The organism is Streptomyces sp. NPDC048269 (genome assembly GCF_040652395.1).
Lineage (GTDB): Bacteria > Actinomycetota > Actinomycetes > Streptomycetales > Streptomycetaceae > Streptomyces.
Map to the genome: position 1 here is coordinate 49,800 of NZ_JBEZLW010000025.1, position 14,752 is coordinate 64,551.

At 73.3% G+C, this 14,752-nt stretch carries 15 protein-coding genes; 5 read left to right on the forward strand and 10 right to left on the reverse strand.

Annotation, left to right across the window (positions count from 1 at the left end; genetic code table 11):
• Positions 1–33: 33 nt before the first annotated feature.
• The 6 genes from AB0D48_RS24460 to AB0D48_RS24485 all read right to left on the reverse strand — a co-directional run bounded on the left by AB0D48_RS24460 (position 34) and on the right by AB0D48_RS24485 (position 6,380).
• Positions 34–750, reverse strand: coding sequence for a TetR/AcrR family transcriptional regulator (locus AB0D48_RS24460; protein WP_362400707.1), 717 nt, complete (start codon positions 748–750; stop codon positions 34–36).
• Between the two features lie 197 nt (positions 751–947).
• Positions 948–2,000 carry a PDR/VanB family oxidoreductase gene (locus AB0D48_RS24465; RefSeq protein WP_362400709.1) on the reverse strand — a complete coding sequence of 351 codons (1,053 nt, stop codon included), beginning with the start codon at positions 1,998–2,000 and terminating at the stop codon, positions 948–950.
• A complete protein-coding gene (locus AB0D48_RS24470) occupies positions 1,997–2,893 on the reverse strand; it encodes a metal-dependent hydrolase (protein WP_362400712.1) in 897 nt (298 codons plus the stop codon). The genes AB0D48_RS24465 and AB0D48_RS24470 overlap by 4 nt, the downstream gene beginning before the upstream one ends.
• A 53-nt stretch (positions 2,894–2,946) precedes the next feature.
• Complete coding sequence (locus AB0D48_RS24475; protein ID WP_362400715.1) at positions 2,947–4,860, reverse strand: hypothetical protein; 1,914 nt, start codon at positions 4,858–4,860, stop codon at positions 2,947–2,949.
• Between the two features lie 102 nt (positions 4,861–4,962).
• Complete coding sequence (locus tag AB0D48_RS24480; RefSeq protein ID WP_362400718.1) at positions 4,963–5,757, reverse strand: tyrosine-protein phosphatase; 795 nt, start codon at positions 5,755–5,757, stop codon at positions 4,963–4,965.
• Positions 5,758–5,792: 35 nt separating this feature from the next.
• On the reverse strand, positions 5,793–6,380 hold the full coding sequence (locus AB0D48_RS24485) for a rhomboid-like protein (RefSeq protein ID WP_362400721.1): 588 nt from the start codon (positions 6,378–6,380) through the stop codon (positions 5,793–5,795).
• Between the two features lie 65 nt (positions 6,381–6,445).
• On the opposite strand from AB0D48_RS24485, the gene AB0D48_RS24490 reads away from it, so the two are divergent.
• Positions 6,446–7,153 carry a hypothetical protein gene (locus AB0D48_RS24490; protein WP_362400723.1) on the forward strand — a complete coding sequence of 236 codons (708 nt, stop codon included), beginning with the start codon at positions 6,446–6,448 and terminating at the stop codon, positions 7,151–7,153.
• A gap of 75 nt (positions 7,154–7,228) precedes the next feature.
• Entirely contained in the window at positions 7,229–8,722 is a 1,494-nt protein-coding gene (locus AB0D48_RS24495; protein WP_362400726.1) for a PepSY domain-containing protein, read from the forward strand.
• A 69-nt stretch (positions 8,723–8,791) separates the two neighbouring features.
• Here AB0D48_RS24495 and AB0D48_RS24500 read toward each other — a convergent pair whose 3' ends face one another.
• Positions 8,792–9,382, reverse strand: coding sequence for a winged helix-turn-helix domain-containing protein (locus AB0D48_RS24500; protein WP_362400729.1), 591 nt, complete (start codon positions 9,380–9,382; stop codon positions 8,792–8,794).
• A 460-nt stretch (positions 9,383–9,842) separates the two neighbouring features.
• Positions 9,843–10,862 (reverse strand): glutamine synthetase, encoded by a 1,020-nt coding sequence (gene glnII / locus AB0D48_RS24505; RefSeq protein WP_362400732.1) that lies wholly within the window; start codon positions 10,860–10,862, stop codon positions 9,843–9,845.
• A gap of 320 nt (positions 10,863–11,182) precedes the next feature.
• On the opposite strand from glnII, the gene AB0D48_RS24510 reads away from it, so the two are divergent.
• Positions 11,183–12,058: a Gfo/Idh/MocA family oxidoreductase gene (locus tag AB0D48_RS24510; RefSeq protein WP_362400818.1), complete on the forward strand. Its 876-nt coding sequence runs from the start codon at positions 11,183–11,185 to the stop codon at positions 12,056–12,058.
• 130 nt (positions 12,059–12,188) lie between these two features.
• On the opposite strand, the gene AB0D48_RS24515 is transcribed toward AB0D48_RS24510, so the two are convergent.
• Together AB0D48_RS24515 and AB0D48_RS24520 are read right to left on the reverse strand one after the other, a co-directional pair.
• On the reverse strand, positions 12,189–12,371 hold the full coding sequence (locus AB0D48_RS24515; protein ID WP_362400735.1) for a hypothetical protein: 183 nt from the start codon (positions 12,369–12,371) through the stop codon (positions 12,189–12,191).
• An 87-nt stretch (positions 12,372–12,458) separates the two neighbouring features.
• A complete protein-coding gene (locus AB0D48_RS24520) occupies positions 12,459–12,920 on the reverse strand; it encodes a MarR family transcriptional regulator (RefSeq protein ID WP_362400738.1) in 462 nt (153 codons plus the stop codon).
• A gap of 65 nt (positions 12,921–12,985) precedes the next feature.
• Between AB0D48_RS24520 and AB0D48_RS24525 the strand changes: the two genes are divergently transcribed.
• Positions 12,986–13,852, forward strand: coding sequence for an alpha/beta hydrolase (locus AB0D48_RS24525; RefSeq protein ID WP_362400741.1), 867 nt, complete (start codon positions 12,986–12,988; stop codon positions 13,850–13,852).
• A 54-nt stretch (positions 13,853–13,906) separates the two neighbouring features.
• Positions 13,907–14,722, forward strand: a complete 816-nt coding sequence (locus AB0D48_RS24530) for a class I SAM-dependent methyltransferase (RefSeq protein ID WP_362400744.1) — start codon at positions 13,907–13,909, stop codon at positions 14,720–14,722.
• Positions 14,723–14,752: the final 30 nt, after the last annotated feature.

Consider the following 14,752-nt stretch of genomic DNA (forward strand, 5'->3'; position numbering starts at 1 on the left):
ATCGATGATCACGCCGGGCCGCCGGAGGCGGGATCACCGCGGGTCCGGCACCCCGCTCGGGACGAGCGCGCCCAGCCGCCCGACCAGCTCCCCGAAGGGGCCGTCGGCCGGCTCGTGGGCCAGGATCCGTACGAGGATGCCCGCCATCTCCGCGTCGTACGCCGCGCTCACGGCGGCCAGCGCGGCAAAATCGTGCACCAGCTGCAACTCCAGCTCCGCCCGCGGGATCTTCCGCCCGTCCAGCCAGATCAGCGCGGTGGACTCGGCGAGCGACACCCAGGAGCGCACCACGAGTTCCAGCCGGGCCGGGGGCTCGTCGACGCCGAGGTCCAGGTGCGCCAGGATCTGCTCGTACGCCGCCTGCCGCACCTCGTCGATCATGGCGTTGGTCTGACTGCTGCCCACCGCCGGGCCGCCGCGCATCAACGCGGAGAAGCCCGGCCCGTGGTCGTCGACGAAGGAGAAGAACCGCCCCATCACCCGCAGCAGCCGGGCTCCGAGCGGCCCCTCGTGAGGCTCCACGAACCGCAGCGCCAGCTCATCGGCCGCCCGCCGCAGCGCGGCCTCGTACAGACTGAGCTTGCCCGGAAAGTAGTGGTAGACGAGCGGCCGCGATATCCCCGCGGCCGCCGCGATCTCGTCGATCGACACATCGTCGGGCGACCGGTTGCTGAACAGCTCCAGGGCAACCCCGATCAACTGCTGCCGCCGCTCCTCGACACCCATCCTGCGCCGCACCCCGGTTGTCATGCGGACACCCTACTTCCACATCCGCCACCCCTCACCAGGGCGTTGCCGACCCGGCGGGTGCCCGGAACGGCAACGGAAGGCGCTGCGGCGGCTCGTGTTGCGCCGGAGCCGTGCAGGACGCTGAGCCGTCTTCGCATCGCATGCGGGCGGGGAGCGATCGCCACCCGTATCCATGGGCGGGGAGCCGGCGCCAGGGGCTAGAGGTCCAGGGTGAGGTGGTCGCCCTTCGCGCGGGAGACGCACAGGAGCATCGAGTCCTCGCGCTCCTGGTCCGTGAGGAGGGTGTCGCGGTGGTCCACCTCGCCCGACAGGAAGCGGTGTTGGCAGGTGCCGCAGAAGCCCTGTTCGCAGGAGTACGGGGTGTTGGGGAGGACGCGGCGGACCGCGGCCAGCGTGGTTTCCGACGGGCCGACCTCCAGGGTGCGGCCCGAGCGCTGGAGTTCGACGGTGAAGGCCTCGGCCGGGCCGGGGGCCGCCGGGGTGAAGCGTTCCAGGTGGACCGGGATGCCGGGCGGGGCCGCAGTGGTCACGGCCTGCATCAGGGGTTCCGGGCCGCAGCAGTAGACCAGTGTGCCCGGGCGGGCTCCGGCGAGCGGGGACAGGTCCGGCAGGCCCACCTCGTCCTGCGGGAGGAGCGCGACCCGGTCGCCGTAGGGCGAGAGTTCGGGGAGGAAGGGCATCGACGCGCGCGAGCGGCCCCCGTACAGGAGGGTCCAGTCGGCGCCGGCCGCCGTGGCCGCCCGGAGCATGGGCAGGATCGGGGTGATGCCGATGCCGCCCGCGACGAACACGTACGAGGACGCCGGGACCAGCTCGAAGCGGTTGCGCGGCGGGCGCAGTTCCAGCTCGGCGCCCTCGACCAGCTGGGCGTGCGCCTCGCGGGAGCCGCCGCGGCCGTCCTCGACCAGCCGGATCGCGATCCTGTACGTACCGGCGTCCGCCGGATCACCGCACAGCGAATACTGGCGGACCAGCCCCGACGGCAGCGTGACGTCCACGTGCGCGCCCGGGGTCCACGCCGGGAGCCCGGGGGATTCCACGGTCAGCTGCAGCACGCCCTCCGCCGGCTCCGTACGGGAGACGATCAGCGCGCGCAGCGGGCGGCGCGGGGAGTGGCCCGAGACGGGGGTCTCCAGAGCCGGCAGGGGCCAGAGCGGGGACTTCCCGATGCGGCCGTGCAGGGCCCGCTTCGCCACCCAGGCCGCCCCCGCGACTCCCGCGACCGCCGTGACCTTCAGCGCGCGCCTCATGCCTTCATCCCGCCGTTCGCGCCGGGGGAGGAGGCCAGATAGGCGACCGCCTGGGCGGTGGAGCCCTCCTGCGAGGGGTGGTACGTACGGGAGAGGTACTTCGGTATGGACTTCAGCATCGCGCCCGTCGACGGGAGCACGCCCTGCTGCCCGGCCCGGAAGAACTGCCCGAAGGAGGCCTTGCCGTCCACCAGGTGCGGGTCGTTCTCCATGAAGAAGCGGACACCGCGCTGCCACAGGAAGACCAGCGCGGAGAAGCCGGTCGCCCAGGTCCGTGCCCGGCGCCGGTAGCCGCCGTCCACGTGCATGAAGAGGTCGAAGGCCACCGAGCGGTGCTCGACCTCCTCCGCGCCGTGCCAGCGCAGCAGATCCAGCATGGTGGGGTCGGCGCCCCGCCGGTCCAACTCGTCGGCGTTCAGCACCCAGTCGCCCAGGAACGCCGTGTAGTGCTCGATCGCCGCGATCATCGCGACCCGCTCCATCAGCCACCAGTGCCGGGCCCGGCCCGGCGGCAGGGTCCGGTCGCCGAGCAGCTTCTCGAAGAGCCAGTCCACCTGCGCCGTGTACGGGGTCGGGTCCAGCCCCAGCCGCTTCAGGTGGGGGAGTACGTCGTCGTGCGCGGCGGCGTGCATGGCCTCCTGGCCGATGAAGCCGACGACGTCCGCGCGCAGCCGCTCGTCCTCGATGTACGGGAGCACCTGCTTGTAGACGTGCACGAACCACCGCTCACCCGCCGGGAGCAGCAGGTGCAGCACGTTGATCATGTGCCCGGTGAACGGGTCGTCGGGCAGCCAGTGGAGCGGAGTGTCCTCCCAGCCGAAGGACACGTTCCGGGGCCTCAGGTCGATGTGTTCCGACGCCACGGGGGCGGGCGCGAGCGGCCTATTAGACATGGCGTCAATGTACTGATGGGTACACGCCAGGAAAACCCCTCGGCGGCCACTTCCTAACGCAGCGCCCCGGCCTTCGTCCCGTCCGTCAGCTTGCCCGACAGGTCCACCTGCGCCCCCGCCGGCGCCTTGACCGCCAGCCGGTTCCCGTTCGCTGCCCCGCTCACCCCGCCGCCCGACACCGACAGCGAGGCGAACTGCGCACTGCCCGCCGCGAGTACGTACCACTGGCCCGCGCGCGACTTCCACAGCACGCCCGCCAGCACCCGCGGCTCCCGCGGACCGCACGCCGGCGACCCCTCCGACCTGGCCGCCTGTGCCGCGAGCGGGGCGCCCGGCGCCAGGAACTGCGCCTGCACCCGGTCCGCCGTGCCCCGCCAGGTCTCGGCCCGCGTGCACAGCCAGGCCGCCGTCCCGTCGCCCTCGGGCAGCGGCTGCTTCGCGTACGTCCAGGCGTTCACGGTGCGGACCCCGTGCGAACGCACCGAGGGAAGCAGGCAGGCGATCCTCGACCAGTCTCCGAGCTCCGCGGCCTCCGTCACGTCCCGCTCGGCACCCGGCGCGCCCGAGGTGAGCCGGGCCGGGGTGAGTTCGCCGAGGTCGGTGATCAGCCGGGTGGCTCCGTCGCCCGTCAGGGCCAGGGCGTTCCAACTGGTGCAACTGCCCGCCGGAGCCGGGCTCGGCACCGGCGGAGTGACCCCGTCCGGGGCCGGCTTCAGCGGTACGGGAGCTCCGCCCGGCTTGAGCAGGTCCCGCAGGGCGGCGCCGGTGACCCAGGGCGCGGTGAGGTAACGGACGTTGCCGTCGACCCGGCTGAGCACGAGGGCGGTCGCCGTGTCCGCCGAGGCGCCGTCGGTCCGCGCGAAGTCGAGGGCCGCGCCGGTGGTCCCGGCGCGCGGTTCGGCGTACCGGACCACGCGCAGGCCGTCGTAGAGCAGGACGACGACGGCCTGGTCGACGACGCCCGCGAACAGCAGCTGGGCCGGTCCCATCGGCGGTCCGGCGGGGGTGCCCGGGGTGGCCGAGACGACCACGGAGGAGCCCGGCCGGGCCCAGACGGCCAGCGCCCGGCGCAGCAGTTCGCCGTCGTCGGCGCGGTCGCCGCGGGCGGGCCAGGTGGAGAAGTCCGTACGGGAGGACGTACGCCACAGCGACGGCGCGGCCCGGACCAGCTTCCCGGGATCCAGGGCCTGTTCGGCCGAGGCGTTACGGGTGTAGAGCGGGGCGGCGGCCCCGTCCGCGCCCCAGCCCCCGCCGGGAAGCGCGAGCAGCGCCCCGCAGACGGCGAGGGCCGCCCCGGCGGCGAGGGCGGCCCTCGCGAGCCGGCGCCTGCGCAGCAGGTCGGTGGGCCGGGCCTGGAGGACGCACGGGTCGAACTCGGGGGAGGCGAACAGGGAGTCGTTCGCCGGATCCCCCGACTCCGCGACCGCGGCGGCCGGATCGGCGACCCCGGCCTCGTCGAGCACCCGGAGCACCTCCGGCTCGGACAGCCGCTCCAGGGCCCGCAGGACGCAGGCGGCGCGGCCGGGCCCGCCGAGGGTGGCCAGCCACTGGTCGAGGGCGAGTTCCTCGGCCCCGCCGGAGCGCGGGAACAGCCGCAGCCCCCACACCTGCGGCAGCGCGGGCGGGAGCTGCGCGCGCCGGGGCAGGGCGCGGAAGGTCAGCGGGATCCCGGCCTCCAGGGCGGCGCGCAGCACGCGCAGCCGGACGTACGCGTACCCGGCGTCACCCTCGCCGCCGCGCTGGCCCGGCACCCCGCCCCGCACGGCTGCCGCCGCGTCCCGCCGCCCCCGCGGCAGCGCACGCTGGACCAGCGAGTGGGCGGTGAGCACCCGCCGGTTGCGGCCGAGGGCGGGCGGCAGCACCAGGTAGGCGAGCCGCACCAGCCGCGGGTAGTGCTCGACGATGGCGGCCTCGGCCTGCTCGACATCGGGAGACAGGGGGCGGGTGGTGGTATCCGGCGCAGTCACGTTCAGCAGAACGAGGGAATCGTCGGATGGTCACTCGTCAACGGCGCAGCATCCCCCGGCTACCGCCGGGAGGGCCCCCGGGGGCGCCATCGGACCCGCGGCTCAGGCCACCAGGTGGGCGCGCAAGGCCTCGACCGTTTCGTCGGAGACGCCGAGTCCCTCGCGCACGTACTTCTCCACGGAGCCGTAGCGCGTTTCGACCTCGTCCAGCGCGGCCTCCAGGTAGGAGGGGAAGACGCCGATCAGCGCGAGAGCTATGTCCGGGTCGCCGCCGGCCGCAGTGAAGCCCTCGATCATCGGGGCGAAGGCCTGCTTGACCGCCGGATTCACCGACAGGTATTCGGCCGTCAGGGTCGCGTCGTCGGCGCCGAGCAGCGACAGGATGACCGTCGCGCCCCAGCCGGTGCGGTCCTTGCCGGCCGTGCAGTGGAAGAGCAGCGGACCCGCGCCGGGGTCGGCGGCCTCGGTGAGCAGCATCCGGTACGCGGCCTGCGCGGAGGCGGAGTGCACGAAGGACCGGTAGATGTCGCCGAACAGCGCCTGCGCCTTGCCGCCACCCAGGTGCTCCTCGGCGACGACCGGGTCGGACAGCAGGTCCTTGAGCTGGGCCGCGGCGGGCATCCGGCCCGAGTTCATCTTGTCCGCCAGGACATCGCCGACCAGGAGCCGGGCGTCGGCCGGCACCCGGTCGGGATGGGCGGTGCGCTCGATCTCGGTGCGGAAGTCGATGACGGTACGCAGGCCCAGCGCGGCCACCGCCGGGTCGGCGTCGAGGTCGAGCCGGTCGAGCTGGCCGGAGCGCAGCACCAGGCCGGGGCGGACGGTGCGGCCGCCGGAGAGCGGGGTGCCACCGAGGTCGCGCAGGTTGGCGACGGTGGTGGAGGGGGTGGCGGTCATCGTGGCTGCTCCAGCGGTTCGTACCGTTCGGTGATTCATGTAATTTTCTGATGTTTTGGGCCGGAAAGACAATCGACGGCCAGGGAGACCCCGATGCCCATGCCGAGCGCCGCCAGGTGTCCGGCGTCCGTGAAGGTCCGGCCGCGCTTGAGCACGGGCAGTGCGGCGAGCGCCAGCAGCCCCGCCCGCGCGGCCGTGCGGACCGCCCCGCGCGGCAGGGCCGAGGTCAGCGCGCCGAGCACGGCGTTGAACCCGTAGCTGGTCCCCACGTCCAGGGCGCGACGGGTCTGCGGATCGGTTGTCCTGCGCAGGGCGCCGTACACCAGGAGGGTCGCTGCGGCGTGCCCGAACAGGAACACCGCGGCCGTCCACCAGGCGCCGTACGCGTACTCGGCGTAGCCGAGGACCGCGACCAGCAGCAGCGCGTACGGCAGGGGCATGGGCTCTTCGACGACCAGCGCACTGGTCAGCAGCGTCTCCCAGCGCCCGGCGGCGAGATTGTCGACATTCGTCGAGCAGTCCCGGAGCAGCCGCTCCCGCTCCTTCGGCTCCATCCGTTCCAGGGCGTACGCCCCGAACTGGACCCCGCCGGCGTACGCCGCTCCCAGTGGAATCGCATTCACCCGCCCATGATCGGATACGGCCCTCCGGCGGACCCCACCGGGCCCCGTGGGAACATGTTCCGGCCATGTCACAACACCCCGCGCCGATGCGCGCCACTCGCGCCGCGATGTTCGCGGCGGTGGGTACCGCCCTGGGCGCGGTGGGGCATGCGCACATATCCGGTACCGGCATTCCCCTGACGGGCCTTCTGGGTGCCTTCGGGATGACCGCGGGACTGGCCTGGCTCGCCGCCGGCCGGCGCCGGGGGCCGGTGGGGATCGCCGCGGCGGTGCTCGCCGTACAGGCAGTGCTGCACCTCGTCTTCTCCGGGAGTCGGACGGCGGCGCCCGAACCCGGGGCGATGCCCCTGTCCGGGCACCACGACATGCCGGGCATGGAGATGGGCGCGGGCGCCGGTACGGCGGGCATGGCGGGCATGGCTCCCATGGCAGACATGGCCGGGGCCGGGCACGGCGTGGCCGGGATGATCGCCGCGCACGTGCTCGCCGGGCTGTTCTGCGCCGCCTGGCTGGCCCGGGGCGAGGCCGCCGTCTTCCGGCTGGCCCGGACCGTGGGGGCCGTCGCGCTGCACGCGGCCCGGCCCCTCTCCCGCGCGCTCGCCCTGCTCCGGGCGCGGGTGGTGCCGCCGACCGCTCCGGCCGCCGTCCGCCCTCCGTCCGTACGGCCGCGCCGCCTGCGCGGAGCCGTGCACGCCCATGCCGTGGTGCGGCGCGGGCCGCCCGCCGACAGAGCCTTCCGCACCACGGTCCCCGGCCGTCCTGCCCGCGCCTGAACCGGCGCACCCTCTTCGGCGAGGGGGCGAGACCTGGGGCCGCCTCCCATGTCTTCGCCAACACCTAGGACCACCATGTCCCTTGACAAGGTTCAGGACGTCCGGACCCCGGACGCCGATCCCAGCGACATCACCGACACCACCGGCACTACGGGCACCATAGGCACCACCGACACGTCCGAGCGCCGCGGCGGCTGGGCCGCCCTGCGCCCGCTGCTCCTGCGCACCCACTTCTACGCGGGCCTGCTCATCGCCCCGCTGCTGTTCCTCGCCGCCGCCACGGGGCTGCTGTACGCCGGCTCCTGGCAGGCCGAGAAGATCGTCTACTCCGACGAGCTGACCGTCGCCAGTGTCGGCGAGAACGCCCTGCCGCTCAGCGCCCAGGTCGCGGCGGCCAAGGGCGCCGCTCCCCAGGGCGAGATCGTCTCGGTGTGGCCCGCGCCCGACGCCGACGCCACCACCCGCGTGATCATGGAGAGCAAGGGGCTCCCGGAGGGCGAGACCCTCACCGTGTTCGTCGACCCGTACACGGCCGAGGTGCGCGGGCAGCTCACCACCTCCGGCGACGCGCTGCCGCTGCGGGCCTGGCTGAGCGAGTTCCACTCCAGCCTCCAGCTCGGCGACTTCGGCCGGAACTACAGCGAACTCGCCGCGAGCTGGCTGTGGGTGGTCGCCCTCGGCGGACTCGCCCTGTGGATCGGCCGTCGCCGCAAGCGGAAGGCGGAACTGGTTCTCCCCGCCCGAGGGGCAATGGGCCGCCGCCGGACCCTGTCCTGGCACGGCGTGGTCGGCCTGTGGTCCGTCGCCGGGCTCGTCGTGCTCTCCGCCACCGGCCTGACCTGGTCGAAGTACGCCGGCGAGAACATCGGGCAGCTCCAGGACCGCCTCGGCGGGGCCACCCCCGCCGTCTCGGCGAAGCTGAAGCCGGGCGCGGACTCCGCCGGGGGCGACGAGCACGCGGGCCACACCATGGGCCCCGGTGAGGAGATGCCGCCGCCCGCCCCGACCGCCGACATCGGCATCGACCGAGCCGTCGAGGCCGCCCGGGCCGCCGGGGTCACCGAGTACCTCCAGGTGACGCTCCCGGCCAAGGGCAACGGGTACGTGGTCAAGGAGAAGGACAAGCAGGTGCCGGTCCACCTGGACGCCGTCGCGATCGACCCCGCCGACGGCCGGGTCCTGGACGAACTGCGCTTCGCCGACTACCCGCTGCTCGCCAAGATGACCCGCTTCGGCATCGACCTGCACATGGGCCAGACCTTCGGGCTCGTCAACCAGCTCGCGCTGGCCGCGCTCGCCGTCGCGCTGATGTTCCTCGTCTTCTGGGGCTACCGGATGTGGTGGCTGCGCCGCCCGACCAAGGACCGCAAGCTGTCCGTCGGCCGCCCCCAGCCGCGCGGCGCCTGGCGCAAGCTGCCGGTGACGGTGCTGCTGCCGCTGGCCGCGGTGACCGCCGTGGCCGGCTGGTTCGTCCCGATGCTGGGGATCAGCCTGGTGGCGTTCCTGGCGGTCGACGTACTGCTGGGCCTCGTGGCCCGGCGCCGTACGAAGGCGACGCACCCCGCCTAGGTCCAGGGAGCCGAAAGGCCCGCGCTCCCCTCGGGAGTGCGGGCCCTTCGCGTACGGCCGGCCGGTCCGTCAGGGCGCGTACTTGTAGCCCACCCGGCGCACCGTCTGGATGGCGCCGCGGTGGGCCGCGCCCAGCTTGCGGCGCAGGCGGGCGATGTGGACGTCCACGGTCCGGCCGTCGCCGACGTGGCCGTAGCCCCAGACCGTGGTCACCAGCTGGTCCCGGCTGTGCACCCGGTGCGGGTGCTTCACCAGATGGGCCAGGAGCTCGAACTCCAGGTAGGTCAGGTCGAGTACCTGTCCGTCGACCTCGGCGGTGCGCTGTGCCGGGTCGATGCGGACCAGTCCGTCGCCCGTGGCGGCCGCGGGCTCGGGGGAGTACGGCGGCGCCGGGGCGGCGACGGCCTGGGGGGCGAAGGCGACCGGCGGCTGCTGGTCGGCCGGTACCAGCACCAGGTAGCCGACCATCGGTGGCTGGCCGGGGACCGTCGGGAGCGTGTGCTGCGGGGCGGGCAGCCAGGTGGCGCCGGGCGGCAGCAGGTCCACCACTCGGGCCACCTCGTCCCGGTCGACGGCGCGCAGTCGGTGGCGCGGACCGGGCGGATGGATCAGGGAAGCGGAGGAGGTGGAGGTGAGGGTGCGGGTGCGGGTGTTCGCCATGAGTGGTCAGCTCTTTCACGCGGAGTGGTCGGCAGGAGACGTACGTACGTCATCGATGTCGTACCGCGCAGACCGAAGGCCTCGGGACAGGTCAGCTGGGAGGTCCCGGAGGCGTTAGAGGGCCGGCGCGTTCTTCGCGCGGCAACACTCCCGGTCGAAATCATGATCCTGACGGGACGGCCAGAACGGCTCGAGGTCACTGCGACCTGACGAGGTGTGCGAATGGCTGGCCATGGTCCCCATTCAAACAGACGGACACGCCCCGGGGCAGACCTCGTCTCACGTCGTGGAACAACGTCTCACATTCCAGGACCACGTCCCCATCAATCCAGGACAAACCGGCAACTGCACCCGGAGCGCCCGCAACTGACGACGCCCGCAACTGACTACGCCCGCCGCGCCGGGGAGGCGCAGCGGGCGTCGTCGTGCTGTTCGGGGTGGGGCGGGGTGCTGTGGGGCCTCAGACCAGGCCGTCCTTCTCCAGGCCGGCGCAGCAGGTGTCCGTGATGAGGCGGGTCACCACGTACGGGTCCACGTTCGCGTTCGGGCGGCGGTCCTCGATGTACCCCTTGCCGTCCTTCTCCACCTGCCACGGGATGCGCACCGAGGCGCCGCGGTCCGAGACGCCGTAGCTGAACTCGTTCCACGGGGCGGTCTCGTGCAGACCCGTCAGACGCTCGTCGATCCCGGCGCCGTAGTTCTTCACGTGGTCCATCGGCTTGCTGCCCTCGCCCAGCGCCTCGCACGCGGAGATGATCGCGCGGTAGTCCTCGCGCATCGCCTTCGTGGAGAAGTTGGTGTGCGCGCCCGCGCCGTTCCAGTCGCCCTTCACCGGCTTCGGGTTCAGCGTCGCCGACACGTTGAAGTCCTCGGCGGTGCGGTAGAGCAGCCAGCGCGCGATCCACAGCTGGTCGGAGACCTCCAGCGGGCCCACGGGACCGACCTGGAACTCCCACTGGCCGGGCATGACCTCGGCGTTGATGCCGGAGATGCTCAGGCCCGCCGCGAGGCAGTGGTCCAGGTGCTTCTCGACGATCTCGCGGCCGAAGATCTCGTCCGAGCCGACACCGCAGTAGTAGCCGCCCTGCGCCGCCGGGAAGCCGTTGACCGGGAAGCCGAGCGGGCGGCTGCCGTCGAAGAAGGTGTACTCCTGCTCGATGCCGAAGATCGGCTCCTGCCCGGCGAACTTCTCGGCGACCGGACGCAGCTGCGCGCGGGTGTTCGACTCGTGCGGGGTCATGTCGATGTTCAGGACCTCGCACAGCACGAGGACGTTGTCCCCGCCGCGGATGGGGTCCGGGCAGGAGAACACCGGCTGCAGGACGCGGTCGGAGGCGTGGCCCTCGGCCTGGTTCGTGCTCGATCCGTCGAAGCCCCAGATCGGCAGTGCGTCGCCGTCGGCCAGGACCTTCGTCTTGGAGCGAAGCTTCGCCGTCGGCTCGGTGCCGTCGATCCAGATGTACTCAGCCTTGTAGCTCACGGGCCCCATCCTCAGACTCTGCGGGTGCTGCTGGTCGCTGCTTCATCGCTGCGGTGATGACCGCAGCGTGCCCGCCCGCGATTTCCCTTCCGTTGCCCGTGTGTGAACCCCGTGTTACCGAGGTTTGCACCGCAGGTCGGGTGGGTTGTGCGGGTAGGCAGCGGGTCGGCGACGGCACACCCGTCCGACTGGGGCAGACTGGTCGGGTGAGCATTTTGTCTGATGTAACCCCTTCTGGAAACCCCGGCCGAGACCGCGCCGCAGACCCCGCCAAGAGTGCCGCCCAACAGGCTGTCGCAGGCCCACGGCCCCGGGTCGGACTGCTGGGCACCGGCCCGTGGGCGCACCGTACCCATGCCCCCGCGCTCGCCGCCCACACAGGCTCGGAGTTCGCCGGAGTGTGGGGCCGCCGGCCCGAAGCCGCGGCCGAGCTGGCCGACGCGTTCGGCGTGAAGGTGTACGAAGACCCCGACGCGCTGTTCGCCGACTGTGACGTCGTGGCCTTCGCCCTGCCGCCCGACGTCCAGGCCCCTCTCGCGGTGCGCGCGGCCGCCGCCGGCTGCCACCTGCTGCTCGACAAGCCCGTCGCGACGACGGCCCGGGACGCCCGGGCCGTCGCCGAGGCGGCCGCGCGGCACGGGGTCGCCTCCGTCGTCTTCCTCACCCTCCGCTTCGCGGAGCCCACCGCGGGCTGGGTCGCGGAACAGGCGGCCCGTCCGGGCTGGTTCACCGCATCCGCGCACTGGCTCGGCGCCGTCTTCCCGCCCGACGGCACGCCCAGCGCGTACGCCGCGTCGCCCTGGCGCAAGGCCAAGGGCGGGCTGTGGGACGTCGGCCCGCACGCGCTCTCCGTGCTGATCCCGGTCCTCGGTGACGTCACCGCCGTCAGCGCCACGCGGGGCCCCTCCGACGTGGTCCAGATGGCCCTGCGCCACGCCTCCGGCGCGGCCAGCACCGCCGTGCTCAGCCTGGGCGCGCCTCGGGCGGCCGCCGGGGTGGGGCTGGAGCTGCGCGGAACCGAGGGCGTGCACACGCTGCCCGGCTGGAGCGACGTCCCCGGCGCCTTCGGGCGGGCCCTCGACGCCCTGCTCACCGCGGCCCGGACGGGTGTGCCGGATCCGCGCGGAGCGGAGTTCGGCGCCCGGCTGACGGAGATCCTGGCGGAGGCGGAGGCGCAGCTCCTGGACTCGGCCTGAACACCGCCCTGCTGTTCGCCTGGGGGGGGGGTAGTGGCGGTCCGGGTCGGCCACCGGCTGACCACCGCGCTGCTCATCGGCCTGGCCGACGCCACGATCGGCCTGGCCATCATCGTCGCCAACGCCTTCATCAAGTAAAGAGCACCCAGCTGGCGTCGTAGTAGGGGGTGTACTCACCGCCCGTCAGCGCGGCCAGCAGCCCACTGGCGAGCACCGTCCCGTACACGCCGCCGAACATCCAGTCGGCCCCCCGCCGCGGCTGGGGGAGCGGGAGCCCGAGCGGACTTGCCTGCGGCTGCTGATGCTCGTTCACGTCGGGTCCTTTGGTGCGATACGTACCGATTTGCTGCTGGGTTCACCCTACGAGGTCACGGATGAGGGCCAGGTGAGTGGCGGGAGGTCACGCGCGCGGCTCCGGCGTGAAGACGGCGTGGGCGGCCGTCAGGAAGCGGCGGACGGTGTCCCGTTCCGCGGGGCCGAAGGAGTCCAGCACCCGGAGCAGCCCGTCGATGACCGGGGCGAAGAACTCCCGGCCCAGGCGGATCGCCTCCGGCTCCACGCGCAGCAGGATCCGGCGTCGGTCGCGGTCGTCGCGGACCCGCGCCACGTGGCCCAGCCGTTCCAGCCGGTCGATCACGGCGGTGGTGCCCGCCGAATTGAGGCCGAGCCGGGCGCCGAGGAGGCCCGCCGTGGCCGGCTCGTCGGCGCGGGCCGCGTCCAGCAGGCAGATCAGGGCCCGTACGTCGGTGGGGTGCATGCCGTTGCGGGCAGCGAACTCCGCCTGGCGCAGGCCGAATTCGACGGTCACGGCCCGCAGCAGGTGCACCAGGTGCAGGTTGTCGGGTTCCCGGTTGTCGTCCACATCGCCTCCGGCCTAAAGTCTCTCGTTGAGCGAGATTATCGCCGAGCGAGGCATTGGAGCCAGCCATGGACCGGACGTCTTCCTCCCGCACCGCTTCCGCTTCCTTCCGCGCCGCCTACGACGAGGCGCTCGGCCGGTGGCCCGGGCCGGTCGAGGCGGTCGAACTGCCCACCCCGTACGGGGTCACCCACGTCAACAGCTGTGGTCCGGCGGGTGCCCCGCCGCTGGTGCTGCTGCCCGGCGGCGGGGCCACCTCCACGGTGTGGGGGGCCTGCGCCGCGGCCGGGCTCGCGCGCACCCACCGGGTACACGCCGTCGACCTGGTGGGGGACCCGGGGCTCAGCGTGCCGGCGCCGGGGCGGCCGGTACGGGCCACCGAGGACCTCGTCGGCTGGCTCGACGCGGTCCTCGGCGGGCTGGGCACCCAGGGCCCCGTCAGCCTCGGCGGACACTCGTACGGGGCCTGGATCGCCGCCCACTACGCGGCCGCCGACGCCGTGCGGCGGTCCGCCCGGCTCGGCCGCCTCGTACTGCTCGACCCGACCCAGGTCTTCGCCGGGCTCCGCCCCGGCTACGTGCTGCGCGCGCTGCCCGTGCTGGTACGGCCCACGCCGGAACGGATCCGCTCCTTCCTCGCCTGGGAGACCGGCGGGGCGCCCCTCGACCCGGCCTGGCTCCGGCTCCAGGACGAAGCGGCCGCCTTTCCCACCGTCAGGCCGGTGACCGGGCCGCGCCCCGACCTGACCGGGCTCGGGGAGCTGCCGGTCGACATCCTGTTCGCCGGCCGCGCCCGCTGCCACGACGCCGCCCGCGCTTCCCGGGCCGCGCGGGACGTGCTCCCGGGCGCGCGCGTCGACGTACTGCCCGGGATCTCGCACCACGCGCTGCCGCTCACGGCGGCGCAGGAGATCGCCCGTCGGTTCGACTCGTAAGTGTGCCCAGCGCGCCATCGCGGCGCCGACCGCAACAGCCGGTATTTTCCTGACATGTCCGCCAGCCCAGCCATTGCGGCCACCCCTGTCACTAACCAGCCGCGTCACCTGTACGGCGCCTGTCCGCTCTGCTCCGCCGCCGAAATCTCCACGCTGAGGACCGGCGACTGCTCGAACCATCCCCTGTACAAGCCGGTGGTCGGGCCGACCATGGTCTGGATGCGCTGCGCCGCATGCGGACACGTCTTCACCGACGGCTACTTCACGGACGAGGTCTCGGCGGAGGTCTTCTCCTCGACCAACCCGAACCAGCAGCCGGGCGCGGGGTTCGAGCAGAACCGCTACCTCTCGGCGCGCATCGTGGAGCGCGTCGCGCGCTACGTCGCGGACGGCTGCTGGCTCGACGTCGGCTTCGGCAACGGATCGCTGCTGTTCACGGCGGAGGAGTGGGGCTTCGAGCCCCAAGGCCTCGATCTGCGGCCGTCGACCGCCCAGGGACTGCGCCGACTCGGCATCGAGGCGCACTGCGCCGACCTCACGACGCTCGACGCGCCCGGCCGGTACTCCGTGATCAGCCTGGCCGACGTGCTGGAGCACATGCCGTATCCGGGCGAGGGCCTGGTCGCCGCGCACCGGCTCCTGCGGGAGGGCGGCGTGATCTTCGCGTCGATGCCCAACTACGACTGCGCGGTCTGGCGGCTGCTGGACGCGGCCGAGGCCAACCCCTACTGGGGAGAGCTGGAGCACTTCCACAACTTCAGCCGCCGGCGCCTGTACGAGCTGCTGGACGAGCACGGCTTCGCACCCCTGCACTACGCGGTCAGCGAGCGCTACCGCGCGTGCATGGAGGTCATCGCGCGCCGCGTCTAGGGAGTGTCGTCGAAGCCCCGCCGGCCACGC